Genomic DNA, 14,173 nt, shown 5'->3' with positions numbered 1-14,173 from the left:
ATGGCTGGTGAGACCAACGAGGATGTCAAGGCGATGAGCTTCGAGCAGGCGCTCGAGGCGCTGGAGAGGATCGTCGACGATCTGGAGCGCGGCGACGTTCCGCTCGACCAGTCGATCCGCATCTACGAGCGCGGCGAGGCGCTGAAGGCGCATTGCGACCGGCTGCTGAAGGCGGCCGAGGACAAGGTCGAGAAAATCAGGCTGTCGCGTGACGGCAAGCCGGTCGGGACAGAGCCGTTGGACGCGGATTGAGGCGCGGCCTCGAACGACAATTTTGCTTACCGGCTTTGGACATCATCACGATTGAGGATAAAACTCATCCCGTTTGAAACGGCTCCAGGACGAGAGGAGATTGCGAACGATGTGCAGAAACATCAAAACCCTGTTCAATTTCGATCCGCCGGCAACCAATGACGAGGTCCGCGATGCCGCGCTTCAGTTTGTCCGCAAGCTGAGCGGAACGACGCGGCCGTCGAAACAGAACCAGCATGCGTTCGACCATGCCGTCGAGGCCATTGCCACCTCGGCGCGCGAATTGCTCGACAGCCTCGAGACGACGCAGCATCCGCGCAATCGCGAAGAGGTGGCGGCCAAGGCGAAGGCCAAATCCGCACTTCGCTTCGCCTGAGGGGACCGCGTGAGCTTCTTTCCCGGAAACGATCCGCAGATGGGCGATGCCTTCGCCAGCGATCAGATCGAGCTGATGGTCATTCCGAATACCAAGGACATCGGCGGATTTCAGGTTCGCCGCGCCTTGCCGACGGCCAGGCGCCGGCTGGTCGGACCCTTCATCTTCTTCGACCGCATGGGTCCAGCCGTTCTGCGAGCGGGCCAGGCGCTCGACGTGCGTCCGCACCCACATATCGGCCTGTCTACGGTGACTTACCTGTTCGACGGCAAGATCAGGCACCGCGATTCGCTCGGCACCGAGATGGTAATCCAGCCCGGCGATGTCAATTTGATGACCGCCGGCCGTGGCATCGTCCATTCGGAGCGGACACCGGAAGAATTGCGCGGCGCGCCGATGTCGGTTTCCGGCCTGCAGACATGGCTGGCGCTGCCGGACGGCAAGGAGGAGGTCGCGCCTGTCTTCGAAAACACCGCGGCCCTGCGCCTGCCCGAAGTCGAGGCCGAGGGGGTCAGCGGCCGTGTGATCATCGGTGCGTTTTCCGGCTTGCGCTCCCCGGTCGCCACCGCTTCGGACACGCTTTATGCCGATCTCAGGCTGGCGCCGGGTGCCAGCGTGAAGGTCCCGGCCGATGCCGAGGAGCGTGCCATCTATACGCTGGAAGGCGAGGTTTCGATATCCGGTGACCGCTTCCCGGCCGAGCGGCTGCTGGTCTTCCGGCCCGGCGACGAAATCGTTGTCTCATCGGAACGCGGCGCCCATTTCATGCTGTTTGGCGGCGCCTCGCTCGGTTCGAAACGCTATATCTGGTGGAATTTCGTATCGTCCTCAAAGGAACGCATCGAGCAGGCGAAAGAAGAATGGAAGACAGGCCGCTTCGATATCGTTCCTGGAGACGAGCAAGAGTTCATCCCGCTGCCCGAAAGCTGATGCGCGTTACCGCCACATTTACATTCGCCGGCCAGCGGCATATTTCACGATGAACAGAAAATCTGACCAGGCTCGCAAACAGTGAACGCAAAGCCCGATACGCCGCTTCTCGACAAGGTCCGCGTCCCAGCCGATTTGCGCACGCTTGCCGAAGGCGACCTGCCGCAGCTTGCGTCAGAGCTTCGCGCCGAACTGATCGACGTCGTTTCCCACACCGGCGGCCATCTCGGCGCCGGCCTTGGCGTCGTCGAGTTGACCGTCGCGCTGCACTACGTCTTCAACACGCCGGACGACCGGCTGATCTGGGACGTCGGCCACCAGGCCTATCCGCACAAGATCCTGACCGGCCGCCGCGACGGCATCCGCACGCTGCGCCAGGAGGGCGGCCTGTCCGGCTTCACCCGTCGCGTCGAGAGCGAATACGATCCGTTCGGCGCAGCCCACTCCTCGACCTCGATTTCAGCCGGCCTCGGCATGGCGATGGCGCGCGATCTGTCCGATGGCCGCAACAATGTCATTGCCGTCATCGGCGACGGCGCCATGTCGGCCGGCATGGCCTATGAGGCGATGAACAATGCCGGCGCACTCGATGCCCGGCTGATCGTCATCTTGAACGACAACGATATGTCGATCGCTCCGCCGACCGGCGCAATGAGCGCCTATCTGGCCCGTCTGGCGTCGGGCAAGACCTATCTGGGCTTGCGCGATTTCGGCAAGAAGCTGACGTCGTATCTCGGCGAGCGCGCCGATCGCGCCATCAAGCGAGCGGTCGAGCATGCGCGCGGTTACGTCACCGGCGGCACGTTGTTCGAGGAAATGGGGTTCTACCACATCGGCCCGATCGACGGTCACAACCTCGAGCACCTGATCCCGGTGCTGAAGAACGTCCGCGACAATGCCGACGGCCCGGTGCTGATCCACGTCGTGACCCAGAAGGGCAAGGGCTACGCCCCGGCCGAGGCAGCGGCCGACAAATATCATGGCGTCAACAAATTCGACGTCATCACCGGCGCCCAGGCCAAGGCGCCCGCCAATGCGCCGAGCTACACCAAGGTGTTTGCCGAAAGCCTGATCCAGGAGGCCCGAGAGGACGACCGCATCGTCGCCATCACCGCCGCCATGCCGAACGGCACCGGGCTTGACCTGTTCGGCGAAGCGTTTCCGGCGAGGACCTTCGATGTCGGCATTGCCGAGCAGCATGCGGTGACCTTCGCCGCCGGCCTTGCCACGGAAGGCTTCAAGCCTTTCGCGGCGATCTACTCGACCTTTCTCCAGCGCGCCTACGACCAGGTCGTCCACGACGTGGCGATCCAGAAATTGCCGGTGCGCTTTCCGATCGACCGCGCCGGCTTCGTCGGCGCCGATGGTGCCACCCATTGCGGCGCCTTCGACACGACCTTCCTGGCGACGCTGCCCGGTTTCGTCGTCATGGCCGCGGCCGATGAGGCCGAGCTGCGCCACATGGTACGCACCGCTGCAAGCTACGATGACGGCCCGATCGCCTTCCGCTACCCGCGCGGTAACGGCGTTGGTGTCGAGATGCCGCAACGCGGCTCGGTATTGGAGATCGGCAAGGGCCGGATCGTCAGGGAAGGCACCAAGGTTGCGCTGCTTTCCTTCGGCACCAGGCTGCAGGATTGCCTGGCCGCAGCCGAGGAGCTTGGCGCGGCCGGGCTTTCGACCACGGTCGCCGATGCCCGTTTTGCCAAGCCGCTCGATGAGGACCTGATCCGGCGGCTGGCCCGTTCACACGAGATACTGGTGACGGTGGAAGAGGGCGCGGTCGGCGGCTTCGCCAGCCATGTGCTGCAGTTCCTGGCCCATGAAGGGCTGCTGGAGAGCGGCCTGAAGGTGCGCCCGCTGGTGCTGCCCGACACATTTGTCGACCATGCCAAGCCGGAAAAGATGTATGCCGATGCCGGGCTGGACAGCGCCGGCATCGTGCGCACAGTGTTCGTGGCGTTGGGGCATACCGCGCAGGCCCAGCGCGCCTAGCTTGTAGACGCATTCCGGCGACGCCGAAGCGATTCAACTTGGCTGCAAGATGCCAGTCTGAATCAAAATCTCAACTGCTTGAATCAAATTGCCGGCGCACAGTCGTAACATGCTGTTTACGCTGTCGTTTGGCGATTTGCTTACCGTGTCCTTTGGCCGTTCTTCAACGCTGCCCTGCTAGAAGGCAACCAGGCAGGGGAAAGAAGACCAATGAGATCGCTTTTGGGCGGCATTGCGCTTGCGGCCATCTTCGCCGCGTCGGCCGGGGCCGAAACGCGCTACGACCGCAAACTCGAAGAGGCGGTGATGGGCATCGTCGCCGGCAAGATCGGCGAGATCCGTGGCGGCTTTTCCTACAAGCAGGCGCCGCAATTTGTCGTCATGCCAGATACCTCACCGAAGGCGTCAATTTCCGTTGACCGGCCGCGCCCGCAGGTGTTCGGCGACAGCAGCGACGGTCTGACGCCGGCCGTCGAACGGCGGGTTTCGCGGACCATATTCTAAAGCATGATCCCGAAGAGACTCTAGAAACTAGAACCACATATCCCGCACACAGCGACCATCTCTCGGCAAATCCTCGAATGCATCGAGACCATCGAAATGGTCGATCGGGAGATCGGCGACGGCCTCGGGCGGCGCAAGCCTCACATTGACGGCGATGCGGTAGCGCCCAGCCGCATCGGGATGCAAACCGCGCCAGGCCAGGACGCAAGCGCAGGTTGGGCAGAAGAGAATCTCAAGCGAAGGATGAGCCTTTCCGACGCGCCGATAGGCGCTTACGGGCCCGGCAAGGCGGATGCGTTCGTCGACATGGTCATAAGCCCAGAGCGTGCCGTAGCGACGGCAAAGTGTGCAATTGCAGGCAGTGATCGAACCGGGATCGCCCTCCAGGGTCCAGTGGGCTGCGCCGCAGTGGCAGGTTCCCGTCAGCATGTTTCCTCCTCCACGTTTCGACGGCTAAACGGCATCTCTTTCTTAGCATTGCGTCGGATCTCGTGCGAGGTTCGACAAACAGCGGAGTGGCTTGATGCGTTCACCCGTTTCCAACTATGCATTGTCTCATCGCCAATATCCTTGCCATCATCGTTGGCATTCGCCATGAAGGCCGATGACTTCCCTTCCGCCAGCCAGCATACGCCAGCGGCTCGACGAATTGCTCGTCCAGCGCGGTCTGTTTGCCAGCCGCTCGCGTGCCCGCGACGCGGTCGAGCGCGGCACCGTGACGGTCGATGGCATCGTCGCCCTCAAGCCGGGCCAGGCCGTTCTGCCTGAGTGCAACATTGTCGTTGACGATCCGGCGCAGGGTTACGTGTCGCGCGCCGCACTGAAGCTGAAGGCTGGTCTCGACCATTTCGCCCTCGACCCCACCGGCAGCGAAGCGCTCGATGTCGGCGCCTCGACCGGCGGCTTCACGCAGGTGCTGCTCGAACGCGGCGCGGCGCATGTCACGGCGATCGATGTCGGGCACGGCCAGATGCACTCCGACATCGCCGGCGATCCGCGCGTGACGGTAATTGAAGGCCTGAATGCGCGCGAACTATCGGCCGCCGATCTCGGCGGCCGTGTGCCGGATTTCATCGTCTCGGATGTTAGCTTCATATCGCTGAAACTGGCGCTGCCGCCGGCGCTTGCCTTGGCCAGGAACGGCGCAAAAGCTGTGTTTCTGGTCAAGCCGCAATTCGAGGCCGGCCGCGAGGCGATCGGCAAGGGCGGCCTGCTTAAGGACCCCTATGATGCGGCGCGCATTGCCGGCCTGATGCAGGACTGGCTCGATGCCATTCCCGGCTGGCGCTCGCTGGGGCTTCATCTGTCACCGATAGAGGGCGGCGACGGCAACCGCGAGTTCCTGCTCGGCGGCATCAAGGACGTCGAGACCCAGAAGCGATGAGCACCCGTTTCACGATCGCAAGGTTGGGCTCGCAGGGCGACGGCATCGCCGAGACGGAAACCGGCGAGGTTTTCATTCCGTTCGCGCTGCCGGGAGAGGTGGTCACCGCCGCGCGGGAGAAAGATCGCGCCACCTTGATGTCGGTCGTTGAGGCTTCGGCGTTGCGGGTCGATCCGCCGTGCCGGCATTTCGGCGCATGCGGCGGCTGCGCCGTCCAGCATCTCGAGACTGAAGCCTATCACCGGTGGAAGCGCGAAAAGGTCGTGCATGCGCTGAAGAGCAAGGGCATCGCTTGCGATGTCGGGGCGCTGGTGCCGTGCGCGCCGCACACGCGCCGCCGCGTCGTCTTCACCGCCCGGCGGAGCGAGGCGGGAATGCAGTTCGGCTTCGTTCGCGCGCTGTCATCCGAGATCATCTCGATCGAGGAATGCCCGATCTCGGCACCGCAGATCGTCGCTGCGCTCGACCGTTTGAGGATGCTTGCCGGACTGATCTGCACCACGACCAAATCGTTCCACATGGCGGTGACGGTGACCGGTTCCGGCCTCGATGTCGCGGTTCACGATTCCGGCAAGCTCGGCGAGAACCAGCGCCGCGTCGCTTCCAACTTCGTCATCGCCGAGGGGCTAGCCAGGCTGTCGGTCGACGGCGAGGTCATTATCGAACCAAACAAACCGGTCGTCCTGTTTGGTGGCGTCGCCGTCGCAGTGCCTCCGGGCGCTTTCCTGCAGGCGACCGAAGCTGCCGAACAGGCGATGGCCAACATTGTCGGCCAGCATTTCGCGCGCGCCAAAAAGGTCGCCGATCTCTTCGCCGGCTGCGGCAGCTTCGCGCTGCGCCTGGCCGCAAGATCGGAGGTTCATGCGGTGGAAGGCGATGCGGCAGCACTCGCGGCGCTCGACCGGGCATTCCGTTTCGCCAGCGGCCTGAAGCGGGTGACCGGCGAACGTCGCGACCTGTTCCGGAGGCCGCTCACATTCAAGGAGTTGAATGCCTTTGACGGCGTTGTCTTCGACCCGCCTCGCGCCGGCGCCGAGGACCAGTCGAAGCAGATCGCGCGCTGCGACGTGCCGCTCGTCGCCGCGGTGTCTTGCAATCCGGTAACGCTGGCGCGGGACCTACGCATCCTCATGGACGGCGGCTACGCCCTGAAGAGCGTGACGCCGATCGACCAGTTCCTGTGGTCGCCGCATGTCGAGGCCGTGGCGCTGTTGGAGAAGCCGAGACGAAGGCGCTAGCAGCCAGGGCCTGAAACGCGCACCAAAAAAGCACATTTTTAGCGCACGTCGTTCAAACTGTGCCAGGAAATTGCCATGAGCACCGCAGCCTTCGAAATTTCGGCATCGCGCTTCGGCGAGGAGCGGGCGCCGTTTCTCTCGCCAAGGCGGGTCGCTGAACTGCTAGGGGTCAATATGACAGAACTGGCGGGGCTGACCGGTCTCGCGCGCAACACGCTTGCCGCCAAGCCCGGTGCGCGCAAGGTCGACGCCGCATTGAGTCCCATCGTCCGTATCCTGGCGATGGCCGGCGAGATGGCCGGTGATGAACATCGTGCGGCGATCTGGTTCAAGCATCAGCCGATCCCCGGTTGGGCCGGAAAGACCGCCTACGATCTGGTTCGCGAAGGCAAGACGGACAAGGTGCTTGCCTATCTGGAGGCAGTCCGCTCCGGCATCTATGCCTGAAACCAGGCTGACCCTGTGGCGCGCTTTTGTGCCGCGCTGGGCCGCTGTGAGCTGCTATGCTTCTTGCACGCGTTCGTATCCGGCCGCCTTCGCGGCCCTGACGAACTTGCGGTCAAAAGTCGCGAAGCCAGCGCAGTGAGCGGACTTGCCCAGATGCAGCGCATCAGCGAAATCCAACCCCTGTTCCGAGAGGTCGAGCGCGGACGACACGACCGCCCCGTCTTCCACCTCTACCGTGGGAAGCCCGCTAAACACCCGTAGCGTACGGGCGATTTCAAGCGGCGCAAAACCATAGGCGCTGCGCAACACCCATTCGACTTCCAGCATCACCGTGACGGCGACAAAGACCGGCTGGCTATCGATCAGCGCCCGGGCGCGGGAAGACTGCGACGGGTGATCGCCCGTCAGGTAGCGGACGATCAGGTTGGTATCAATTGCGAGCATGGCGCCGCCGCGCTTCGGCGAGCACGCCCGCGTCCATTTCCTCCAACGTCTTCGGCCTGCCACTATAGCGCAGCGATCCAAACACGTCCTCTGGCCGTGTCTCGGCGAAGACTGGCGCAGGCTTCAGTAGCACGCCCTCCGGGGTATCCTCGACCAGAAGGCGTGTGCCGGCATGCCATTCCCTCCGTTTCCGGATCGCGCTGGGCAGGATGACCTGTCCCTTGGTCGAGACCGTAGTTACGAGCTTCTTTGCGGCAGCCATCTCGGCACGTCCTTAGGTGTAAGACGAATGTAAGATAGTCGAAGCTCTCCGCAAATTCAAGGCGCAAGCTACTCCTACTTAAAGCGATGACAAGGCAGTGGGCGGCGGGGATTGGTTGTTCCGGAGCGGCGATAATTCGGCGTCAACTCCATCAAACCCTGGTGCCGCCGACTGTCATCTGGTTCATCCTGAGATGCGGCTGGCCGACGCCGACCGGCACGCCCTGTCCGGCCTTGCCGCACATGCCGATGCCGGTGTCGAGCTTCATGTCGTTGCCGATCATCGCCACACGATGCATGGCATCCGGCCCGTTGCCGATCAGCATGGCGCCCTTGATCGGTTGCGTCACCTTGCCGTTCTCGATCATGTAGGCTTCGGTGCAGCCGAACACGAACTTGCCCGAAGTGATGTCAACCTGGCCGCCACCGAACGACACGGCATAGATGCCGTTCTTGACCGAGGCGATGATCTCGTCCGGCTCCATGTCGCCCGCTGTCATGTAGGTGTTGGTCATGCGCGGCATAGGCTCGTGCGCGTAACCTTGGCGTCGCCCGTTGCCGGTGGCTTTCATGCCCATCAGCCGGGCGTTCTGGCGGTCCTGCATGTAGCCGACCAGCTTGCCATCGTCGATCAGCACGTTATGGGCCGATGGCGTGCCCTCATCGTCGACGGTAAGCGAGCCACGCCGCTCGGGCAGGGTGCCGTCGTCAACGACGGTGACGCCTTTCGCCGCCACCTGCTGGCCAAGCAGGCCGGCAAAGGCCGACGTCTTCTTGCGGTTGAAATCGCCCTCCAGCCCGTGGCCGACGGCCTCGTGCAACATGACGCCCGGCCAGCCGCTCGACAGCACGATGTCGAAAGTGCCGGCAGGTGCTGGAACCGCTTCGAGATTGACCAGCGCTTGCCGCAATGCCTCCTTGGCCGCGTGCCGCCAGCTGTCCTCGATCAGGAATTCACCAAAATCCTTGCGGCCTCCCATGCCGTAGGAGCCGCTCTCCTGGCGGTCGCCGTCGCCGACCACCACCGACACGTTGATCCTGACCAGCGGACGGATGTCGCGCACCATCTGGCCGTCGGCGCGCACGATCTCGACATGCTGCCAGGAGGCGGCGAGCGACGCCGTCACCTGCCTGACGCGCGGATCCTCGGCCCGCAGCCATGCATCGATTTCCTGAAGCAGCTTGGCCTTGGCCTCGAAGGAAGGCGAGGGGATAGGGTTTCCGTCGCCGTAGAGATGGCGGTTGGTGCGGGCAGGCGCTGCGGCAAGCGTGCCGGAATAGCCGCTCTTCACCGTCGAAACGGCATCGGCGGCGCGCAGCAGCGAGGCTTCGGAGAGATCGCTGGAATGGGCGTAGCCGCTGGCTTCGCCGGCGACGGCGCGCAGGCCGAAACCCTGGTCGGTGTTGAAATTCGCGGTCTTCAGCTTGCCATTGTCGAACATCAGCGATTCGCTTTCGCTATATTCGAGAAACAGTTCGCCGTCGTCGGCGCCGTTAATAGTCTCGGCAACGATTTGCTTGATGCGATCGTCGGAAATGTCAAATTGGCCGATCAGGCTGTTCATGGCAGGTCCATTCGCAGGAGGATTGTTTCCCACGATGTAGGCGCGAAGGCCCGCACAGACAATCTGAAATGAGATTTGCCGTGACCTCGGCCGGTCAACTCACTGGATCGCGCTACAAGACCCAGTCTCAAGGCAGGGCGGCGAAGCCGTCGGCGAAACCCTTGAGGTCGACGGGAATGCCGATGCCCTCTTCCGGCGTCTGGAAGACGATGAAGGTGGCGGACGTACCGGTCTTCAGCGTGTCGAGCAGCGGTTTTTCCAGGATGACCTCGGCATAGCAGCCGTCCTGGAAACAGCGCACGAAATAGGCGCGGCCGATATCCTTGCCGTCGACATTGAGGCCGAGGCCGTTGGGCAACAGCACGCCGAGCGGCGCCAGCACACGCAGGATTTCGGCCTTGTTGTCGGCTGTGCGCAGCACGACAACGGAAAGACCCATTTCCGGACGGTCCTCGGCGACGACGTTCTGCATCATCACGCATTGTTCGGATGTAGCACCGGCGGGCGTATCGCAGATGATCGACCACGCCCCGTGCGTTGACTTCACCGTGCCGCTTGGCTGCGCGGCATTGGCCAGGCCGGCCTCGGACAAGGCTATTGCGGCGGCAACAAAGATGACCTTCGCCAAGGTTCTCGAAAGCCAAGGGTTCATGACGGCTCCATTGCGAATCACGGCACTTTAAGCCGCACTAAACCCAAGTAAAGGACGAGACCCCGGCGATCTGCCCCGACACAGGCAACAATGCGCTTTTCCGTGCCAATTTCGCCCTAATTGCGACGGTTCCGCGCGCCGCGCGGCTCATTCTACCCGGATGCCGCTGCGGTGATTCGCGGCGAGCCGTCACCGCACGAAGCCAGCGCCGCGCTTGCGCGCAAAAATGCCGCACGGGTTCCGGCGCTCCTTTCTTGCGGAGGCAAATAGAGTATGGTTTGAACCAGCCTTGAATTGTCCGGGATTCCCGTCCCGGCATTGTTCGACATTCTTGCGGTCCGATCGCGAGGAACTGGGAGATGACGAGGGCGATGAGAAAATTCCTGGCAACCGCCAAAATCGTAGCTACTGCCGCCGCCACGTTGTTTGCCGCTGCATCCGCTCATGCAGCCCAGCCCCAACCTTGGGAAACCAGTTTTCAGCCTCCGGCAACCGACATTATGCGGCAGATCGAGTGGTTCGGGAACTACTCGTTTGCGTTCATCATTGTGATCACCGCCTTGGTGCTTTTCCTGATTGCCTACTGCATTTTGCGGTTCCGGGCGAGCGTCAACCCGACGCCGTCGCGCACCAGCCACAACACGCTGATCGAGGTCATCTGGACTGTCGGTCCCGTCGTCATCCTGCTCTGTCTCGCCATTCCCTCGTTCCAGCTGCTGACCGCGCAATACACGCCGCCGGAAGAAGCCAAGCTGACCGTCAAGGCGACCGGCAATCAGTGGAACTGGGACTACGAATACCAGGTCGACAACACGCTTTCCTTTAATTCCGCGATCCTTCAGGATGCCGACAGGGCTGCTGCCGGCAAGGAAGATCGCGCCGCGTATCCGCGCCTGCTCGCCGTCGACAATGAGATGGTGGTGCCGGTCAGCACCATGACCCGGGTGCTGGTGACGGCGACCGACGTCATTCACGCCTTTGCCATGCCGTCCTTCGGCATCAAGACCGATGCGGTGCCGGGCCGCATCAACGAGGTCTGGTTCAAGGCGGACAAGGAAGGCCTCTATTACGGCCAGTGCTCGGAACTCTGCGGCAAGGACCACGCCTTCATGCCGATCGCCATTCGCGTCGTCTCCGATGCACAATACAAGACCTGGCTGGCGGCAGCCAAGACCGACCTTCCCGGCGCCAACAAGGCGCTGATGGCCGAGGTCGATGGCACGAACAAGGTAGCGGCCGCCGGCAATTGATGCCGCGACCAGAAAAGATTCAGGGAACGGAGCCGACCATGGCGCACGCTGCAGCTCACGACGACCACGACCACAAGCCGTATCATGGCTGGGTCCGGTGGGTGTATTCGACCAACCACAAGGACATCGGTACGCTTTATCTGATCTTCGCGATCATGGCGGGCTGCATCGGTGGCGCCTTGTCGGTCGTCATGCGCATGGAATTGCAGGAGCCGGGCATCCAGATCTTCACTGGCCTGGCGCAGATGGTCTACGGCATGAACGGCGACGCCGCCATCGACGGCGGCAAGAGCATGTACAATGCTTTCACCACCGCGCATGCGCTGATCATGATCTTCTTCATGGTGATGCCGGCGCTGATCGGCGGCTTTGCCAACTGGATGGTGCCGATCATGATCGGCGCGCCGGATATGGCCTTCCCACGCATGAACAACGTGTCGTTCTGGCTGCTGCCGCCGGCTTTCATTCTGCTGATTTTCTCGGCCTTCGTCCCGAGTGCGCCCGGCGCCTACGGCGTCGGCGGCGGCTGGACGCTTTACCCGCCGCTGTCGACATCGGGCCAGCCTGGACCGGCCATGGACCTGGCGATTCTGTCAATCCACATAGCCGGCGCCTCCTCGATTCTTGGCGCCATCAACTTCATCACCACCATCTTCAACATGCGCGCGCCCGGCATGACCATGCACAAGATGCCGCTGTTCGCCTGGTCGGTGCTGATTACCGCCTTCCTGCTGCTGCTATCGTTGCCGGTGCTGGCCGGCGGCATCACCATGCTTTTGACCGACCGCAATTTCGGCACCACCTTCTTCGCCCCGGACGGCGGCGGCGATCCGATCCTGTTCCAGCACCTGTTCTGGTTCTTCGGCCATCCGGAGGTCTACATTCTGATCCTGCCGGGTTTCGGTATCATCAGCCATATCATCTCGACCTTTTCGAGGAAGCCGGTGTTTGGCTATCTCGGCATGGCCTATGCGATGGTTGCCATCGGCGCGGTGGGCTTCATCGTCTGGGCCCACCACATGTACACGACGGGCCTGTCGCTCGACACCCAGCGCTATTTCGTCTTTGCCACCATGGTCATCGCGGTGCCGACGGGTGTGAAGATCTTCTCGTGGATCGCCACTATGTGGGGCGGGTCGATTTCGCTCAAGACCCCGATGCTGTGGGCGATCGGCTTCATCTTCCTGTTCACTGTTGGCGGCGTCACCGGCGTGCAGCTGGCCAATGCCGGCCTCGACCGCCCGCTGCACGACACCTATTTCGTGGTCGCGCACTTCCACTACGTGCTGTCGCTGGGCGCGGTCTTCGCCATCTTCGCCGGCTGGTACTACTGGTTCCCGAAGATGACCGGCTACATGTATTCGCCGGTGATCGCCAACACCCACTTCTGGGTCACTTTCGTCGGCGTCAACCTGGTCTTTTTCCCGCAGCACTTCCTCGGTCTCTCCGGGATGCCGCGTCGCTATATCGACTATCCGGATGCCTTCGCCGGCTGGAATATGGTGTCGTCCTACGGCTCGTACATCTCGGCTGTCGGCGTCGTCATCTTCCTCTTCGGCGTCTTCGAGGCGTTCCAGAAGAGGCGGGTCGCCGGCGCCAATCCTTGGGGCGAGGGTGCGACCACGCTGGAATGGCAGCTGCCTTCGCCGCCGCCGTTCCACCAGTGGGAACAGTTGCCGAAGATCAAGTAGGCGGTTGCCTCCTTAATACGGAACCGCCGGCCGGCCGGCGGTTTTGGCCAACGGAATGATGGACTTTAAGTACGCATGGCCCTTGCCGAAGACAGACTGATTGACGAGCCGGGCTTCCGCATGTCGGAAGCGACGGCGGGCGACTTCTTCGCCCTGCTGAAGCCGCGCGTCATGTCGCTGGTGGTGTTCACTGCGTTTGTCGGCATGGTCGCCGCCCCGGTGACCATCAATCCGCTGCTGGCGGTGATCGCGATCCTGGCTATTGCCATCGGCGCCGGCGCCTCCGGTGCGCTCAACATGTGGTACGACGCAGACATCGATGCGGTGATGACGCGCACCGCCGGCCGTCCCGTGCCGGCCGGCCGCATCCGACCGGGCGAGGCATTGAGTTTCGGGTTGGTGCTGTCGGTTCTGTCGGTGATGACGCTCGGCGTGCTGGTCAACTGGTTGGCAGCATCGCTTCTGGCTTTCACCATCTTTTTCTATGCCGTCATCTATACGATGTGGCTGAAGCGCTGGACGCCGCAGAACATCGTCATCGGCGGGGCTGCCGGTGCCATTCCGCCGGTCATAGGCTGGGCGGCGGTAACCGGATCGGTCAGCCTCGAAAGCTTGGTGCTGTTCCTGATCATTTTCCTGTGGACGCCGCCACATTTCTGGGCGCTCGCGCTCTTCAAGTCGGAGGACTATGCGAAGGCAGGCATTCCGATGATGCCGAATGTCGCCGGCCAGGCCTCGACCAGGCGCCAGATCTTTGCCTATGCGCTGGTCCTCGCACCGGTTGGCGTGCTGCCATGGGTTCTCGGCTTCACCACGCCGGCCTATGGCATCGTTGCATTGCTGCTCGGCGCCGGCTTCGTCTGGTATGCGTGGAAGGTGCTGCAAATGGCCGATGACGACCGGGCGATGAAGCCGGCCAAGGCCTTGTTCGGCTATTCGCTGCTCTATCTCTTCGCCATCTTCGCCGCCTACCTTGGCGATTGCGTTGTCGCGCGCGCGCTGACCATCGGTGGAGCATGAGCATGATCGAAAAGAAGCTTGAACTGGTCACGCTGACCGAACGTCAGCAGAAGGCCCGCCGCAATCGCTCGGCCGCAATCGGTTTCGCGCTGGCGGCGCTGGTCGTCATATTCTACGTCGCGACCATCGTGAAATTTGGTCACAGTTTCCCCGGCTCGATGTGA

General features: G+C 62.7%; 17 protein-coding genes. 12 read left to right on the top strand and 5 right to left on the bottom strand.

Translation table 11 applies throughout. From position 1 onward, the window contains the following. The 5 genes from NKI97_RS11595 to NKI97_RS11575 all read left to right on the top strand — a co-directional run bounded on the left by NKI97_RS11595 (position 1) and on the right by NKI97_RS11575 (position 4,057). Positions 1-252 carry an exodeoxyribonuclease VII small subunit gene (locus NKI97_RS11595; protein WP_031211056.1) on the top strand — a complete coding sequence of 84 codons (252 nt, stop codon included), beginning with the start codon at positions 1-3 and terminating at the stop codon, positions 250-252. 109 nt (positions 253-361) lie between these two features. After that, entirely contained in the window at positions 362-628 is a 267-nt protein-coding gene (locus NKI97_RS11590; protein ID WP_352449897.1) for a DUF2277 domain-containing protein, read from the top strand. A gap of 9 nt (positions 629-637) precedes the next feature. Next, the gene (locus NKI97_RS11585) at positions 638-1,558 is read left to right on the top strand and encodes a pirin family protein (RefSeq protein WP_352834140.1); all 921 of its coding nucleotides are present in this window, start codon (positions 638-640) and stop codon (positions 1,556-1,558) included. An 81-nt stretch (positions 1,559-1,639) separates the two neighbouring features. After that, positions 1,640-3,553, top strand: a complete 1,914-nt coding sequence (gene dxs, locus NKI97_RS11580; protein ID WP_352449895.1) for a 1-deoxy-D-xylulose-5-phosphate synthase — start codon at positions 1,640-1,642, stop codon at positions 3,551-3,553. Between the two features lie 210 nt (positions 3,554-3,763). After that, positions 3,764-4,057 carry a hypothetical protein gene (locus NKI97_RS11575; protein ID WP_352449894.1) on the top strand — a complete coding sequence of 98 codons (294 nt, stop codon included), beginning with the start codon at positions 3,764-3,766 and terminating at the stop codon, positions 4,055-4,057. Positions 4,058-4,084: 27 nt separating this feature from the next. On the opposite strand, the gene NKI97_RS11570 is transcribed toward NKI97_RS11575, so the two are convergent. Then, positions 4,085-4,486 (bottom strand): GFA family protein, encoded by a 402-nt coding sequence (locus NKI97_RS11570; protein ID WP_352449893.1) that lies wholly within the window; start codon positions 4,484-4,486, stop codon positions 4,085-4,087. 175 nt (positions 4,487-4,661) lie between these two features. Between NKI97_RS11570 and NKI97_RS11565 the strand changes: the two genes are divergently transcribed. The 3 genes from NKI97_RS11565 to NKI97_RS11555 all read left to right on the top strand — a co-directional run bounded on the left by NKI97_RS11565 (position 4,662) and on the right by NKI97_RS11555 (position 7,126). Continuing rightward, the gene (locus NKI97_RS11565) at positions 4,662-5,441 is read left to right on the top strand and encodes a TlyA family RNA methyltransferase (RefSeq protein ID WP_352449892.1); all 780 of its coding nucleotides are present in this window, start codon (positions 4,662-4,664) and stop codon (positions 5,439-5,441) included. Continuing rightward, the gene (locus NKI97_RS11560) at positions 5,438-6,679 is read left to right on the top strand and encodes a class I SAM-dependent RNA methyltransferase (RefSeq protein WP_352834137.1); all 1,242 of its coding nucleotides are present in this window, start codon (positions 5,438-5,440) and stop codon (positions 6,677-6,679) included. The genes NKI97_RS11565 and NKI97_RS11560 overlap by 4 nt, the downstream gene beginning before the upstream one ends. Positions 6,680-6,754: 75 nt before the next feature. Then, the gene (locus NKI97_RS11555; protein WP_352834134.1) at positions 6,755-7,126 is read left to right on the top strand and encodes an antitoxin Xre/MbcA/ParS toxin-binding domain-containing protein; all 372 of its coding nucleotides are present in this window, start codon (positions 6,755-6,757) and stop codon (positions 7,124-7,126) included. A gap of 54 nt (positions 7,127-7,180) precedes the next feature. On the opposite strand, the gene NKI97_RS11550 is transcribed toward NKI97_RS11555, so the two are convergent. From NKI97_RS11550 to NKI97_RS11535, 4 genes are all read right to left on the bottom strand, one after another. Then, positions 7,181-7,570, bottom strand: a complete 390-nt coding sequence (locus NKI97_RS11550; RefSeq protein ID WP_023674128.1) for a type II toxin-antitoxin system VapC family toxin — start codon at positions 7,568-7,570, stop codon at positions 7,181-7,183. Continuing rightward, positions 7,557-7,832 carry an AbrB/MazE/SpoVT family DNA-binding domain-containing protein gene (locus NKI97_RS11545; protein WP_352449889.1) on the bottom strand — a complete coding sequence of 92 codons (276 nt, stop codon included), beginning with the start codon at positions 7,830-7,832 and terminating at the stop codon, positions 7,557-7,559. The genes NKI97_RS11550 and NKI97_RS11545 overlap by 14 nt, the downstream gene beginning before the upstream one ends. 151 nt (positions 7,833-7,983) lie before the next feature. Beyond that, a complete protein-coding gene (tldD, locus tag NKI97_RS11540) occupies positions 7,984-9,396 on the bottom strand; it encodes a metalloprotease TldD (protein WP_352470657.1) in 1,413 nt (470 codons plus the stop codon). A gap of 127 nt (positions 9,397-9,523) precedes the next feature. Then, positions 9,524-10,048 (bottom strand): invasion associated locus B family protein, encoded by a 525-nt coding sequence (locus tag NKI97_RS11535; protein ID WP_352743604.1) that lies wholly within the window; start codon positions 10,046-10,048, stop codon positions 9,524-9,526. 371 nt (positions 10,049-10,419) lie between these two features. On the opposite strand from NKI97_RS11535, the gene coxB reads away from it, so the two are divergent. From coxB to NKI97_RS11515, 4 genes are all read left to right on the top strand, one after another. Further along, entirely contained in the window at positions 10,420-11,298 is an 879-nt protein-coding gene (gene coxB / locus NKI97_RS11530) for a cytochrome c oxidase subunit II (RefSeq protein ID WP_352834131.1), read from the top strand. A 38-nt stretch (positions 11,299-11,336) separates the two neighbouring features. Continuing rightward, complete coding sequence (ctaD, locus tag NKI97_RS11525; RefSeq protein WP_352578610.1) at positions 11,337-12,989, top strand: cytochrome c oxidase subunit I; 1,653 nt, start codon at positions 11,337-11,339, stop codon at positions 12,987-12,989. A 75-nt stretch (positions 12,990-13,064) separates the two neighbouring features. Further along, positions 13,065-14,009, top strand: coding sequence for a heme o synthase (locus NKI97_RS11520; protein WP_352578609.1), 945 nt, complete (start codon positions 13,065-13,067; stop codon positions 14,007-14,009). Then, positions 14,006-14,173, top strand: a complete 168-nt coding sequence (locus NKI97_RS11515) for a cytochrome c oxidase system small membrane protein (protein WP_502894815.1) — start codon at positions 14,006-14,008, stop codon at positions 14,171-14,173. Before NKI97_RS11520 ends, NKI97_RS11515 begins: the two co-directional genes overlap by 4 nt.

The sequence above is a fragment of the Mesorhizobium sp. M0296 genome (assembly GCF_040321675.1).
Taxonomy (GTDB): Bacteria; Pseudomonadota; Alphaproteobacteria; order Rhizobiales; family Rhizobiaceae; genus Mesorhizobium.
The sequence above is the reverse complement of the archived record's forward strand: the minus strand, read 5'-3'. Positions and strand labels throughout refer to the sequence as shown.

Bases quoted from the DNA above. Each gene is read 5' to 3' on its own strand.
- tldD (WP_352470657.1), bottom strand. From the start codon at position 9,396: ATGAACAGCCTGATCGGCCAATTTGACATTTCCGACGATCGCATCAAG.
- NKI97_RS11590 (WP_352449897.1), top strand. From the start codon at position 362: ATGTGCAGAAACATCAAAACCCTGTTCAATTTCGATCCGCCGGCAACC.
- NKI97_RS11520 (WP_352578609.1), top strand. From the start codon at position 13,065: ATGGCCCTTGCCGAAGACAGACTGATTGACGAGCCGGGCTTCCGCATG.
- NKI97_RS11565 (WP_352449892.1), top strand. From the start codon at position 4,662: ATGACTTCCCTTCCGCCAGCCAGCATACGCCAGCGGCTCGACGAATTG.
- NKI97_RS11595 (WP_031211056.1), top strand. From the start codon at position 1: ATGGCTGGTGAGACCAACGAGGATGTCAAGGCGATGAGCTTCGAGCAG.
- NKI97_RS11555 (WP_352834134.1), top strand. From the start codon at position 6,755: ATGAGCACCGCAGCCTTCGAAATTTCGGCATCGCGCTTCGGCGAGGAG.
- NKI97_RS11550 (WP_023674128.1), bottom strand. From the start codon at position 7,570: ATGCTCGCAATTGATACCAACCTGATCGTCCGCTACCTGACGGGCGAT.
- NKI97_RS11575 (WP_352449894.1), top strand. From the start codon at position 3,764: ATGAGATCGCTTTTGGGCGGCATTGCGCTTGCGGCCATCTTCGCCGCG.
- NKI97_RS11535 (WP_352743604.1), bottom strand. From the start codon at position 10,048: ATGAACCCTTGGCTTTCGAGAACCTTGGCGAAGGTCATCTTTGTTGCC.
- NKI97_RS11545 (WP_352449889.1), bottom strand. From the start codon at position 7,832: ATGGCTGCCGCAAAGAAGCTCGTAACTACGGTCTCGACCAAGGGACAG.
- NKI97_RS11560 (WP_352834137.1), top strand. From the start codon at position 5,438: ATGAGCACCCGTTTCACGATCGCAAGGTTGGGCTCGCAGGGCGACGGC.
- NKI97_RS11570 (WP_352449893.1), bottom strand. From the start codon at position 4,486: ATGCTGACGGGAACCTGCCACTGCGGCGCAGCCCACTGGACCCTGGAG.
- NKI97_RS11515 (WP_502894815.1), top strand. From the start codon at position 14,006: ATGAGCATGATCGAAAAGAAGCTTGAACTGGTCACGCTGACCGAACGT.
- coxB (WP_352834131.1), top strand. From the start codon at position 10,420: ATGAGAAAATTCCTGGCAACCGCCAAAATCGTAGCTACTGCCGCCGCC.
- ctaD (WP_352578610.1), top strand. From the start codon at position 11,337: ATGGCGCACGCTGCAGCTCACGACGACCACGACCACAAGCCGTATCAT.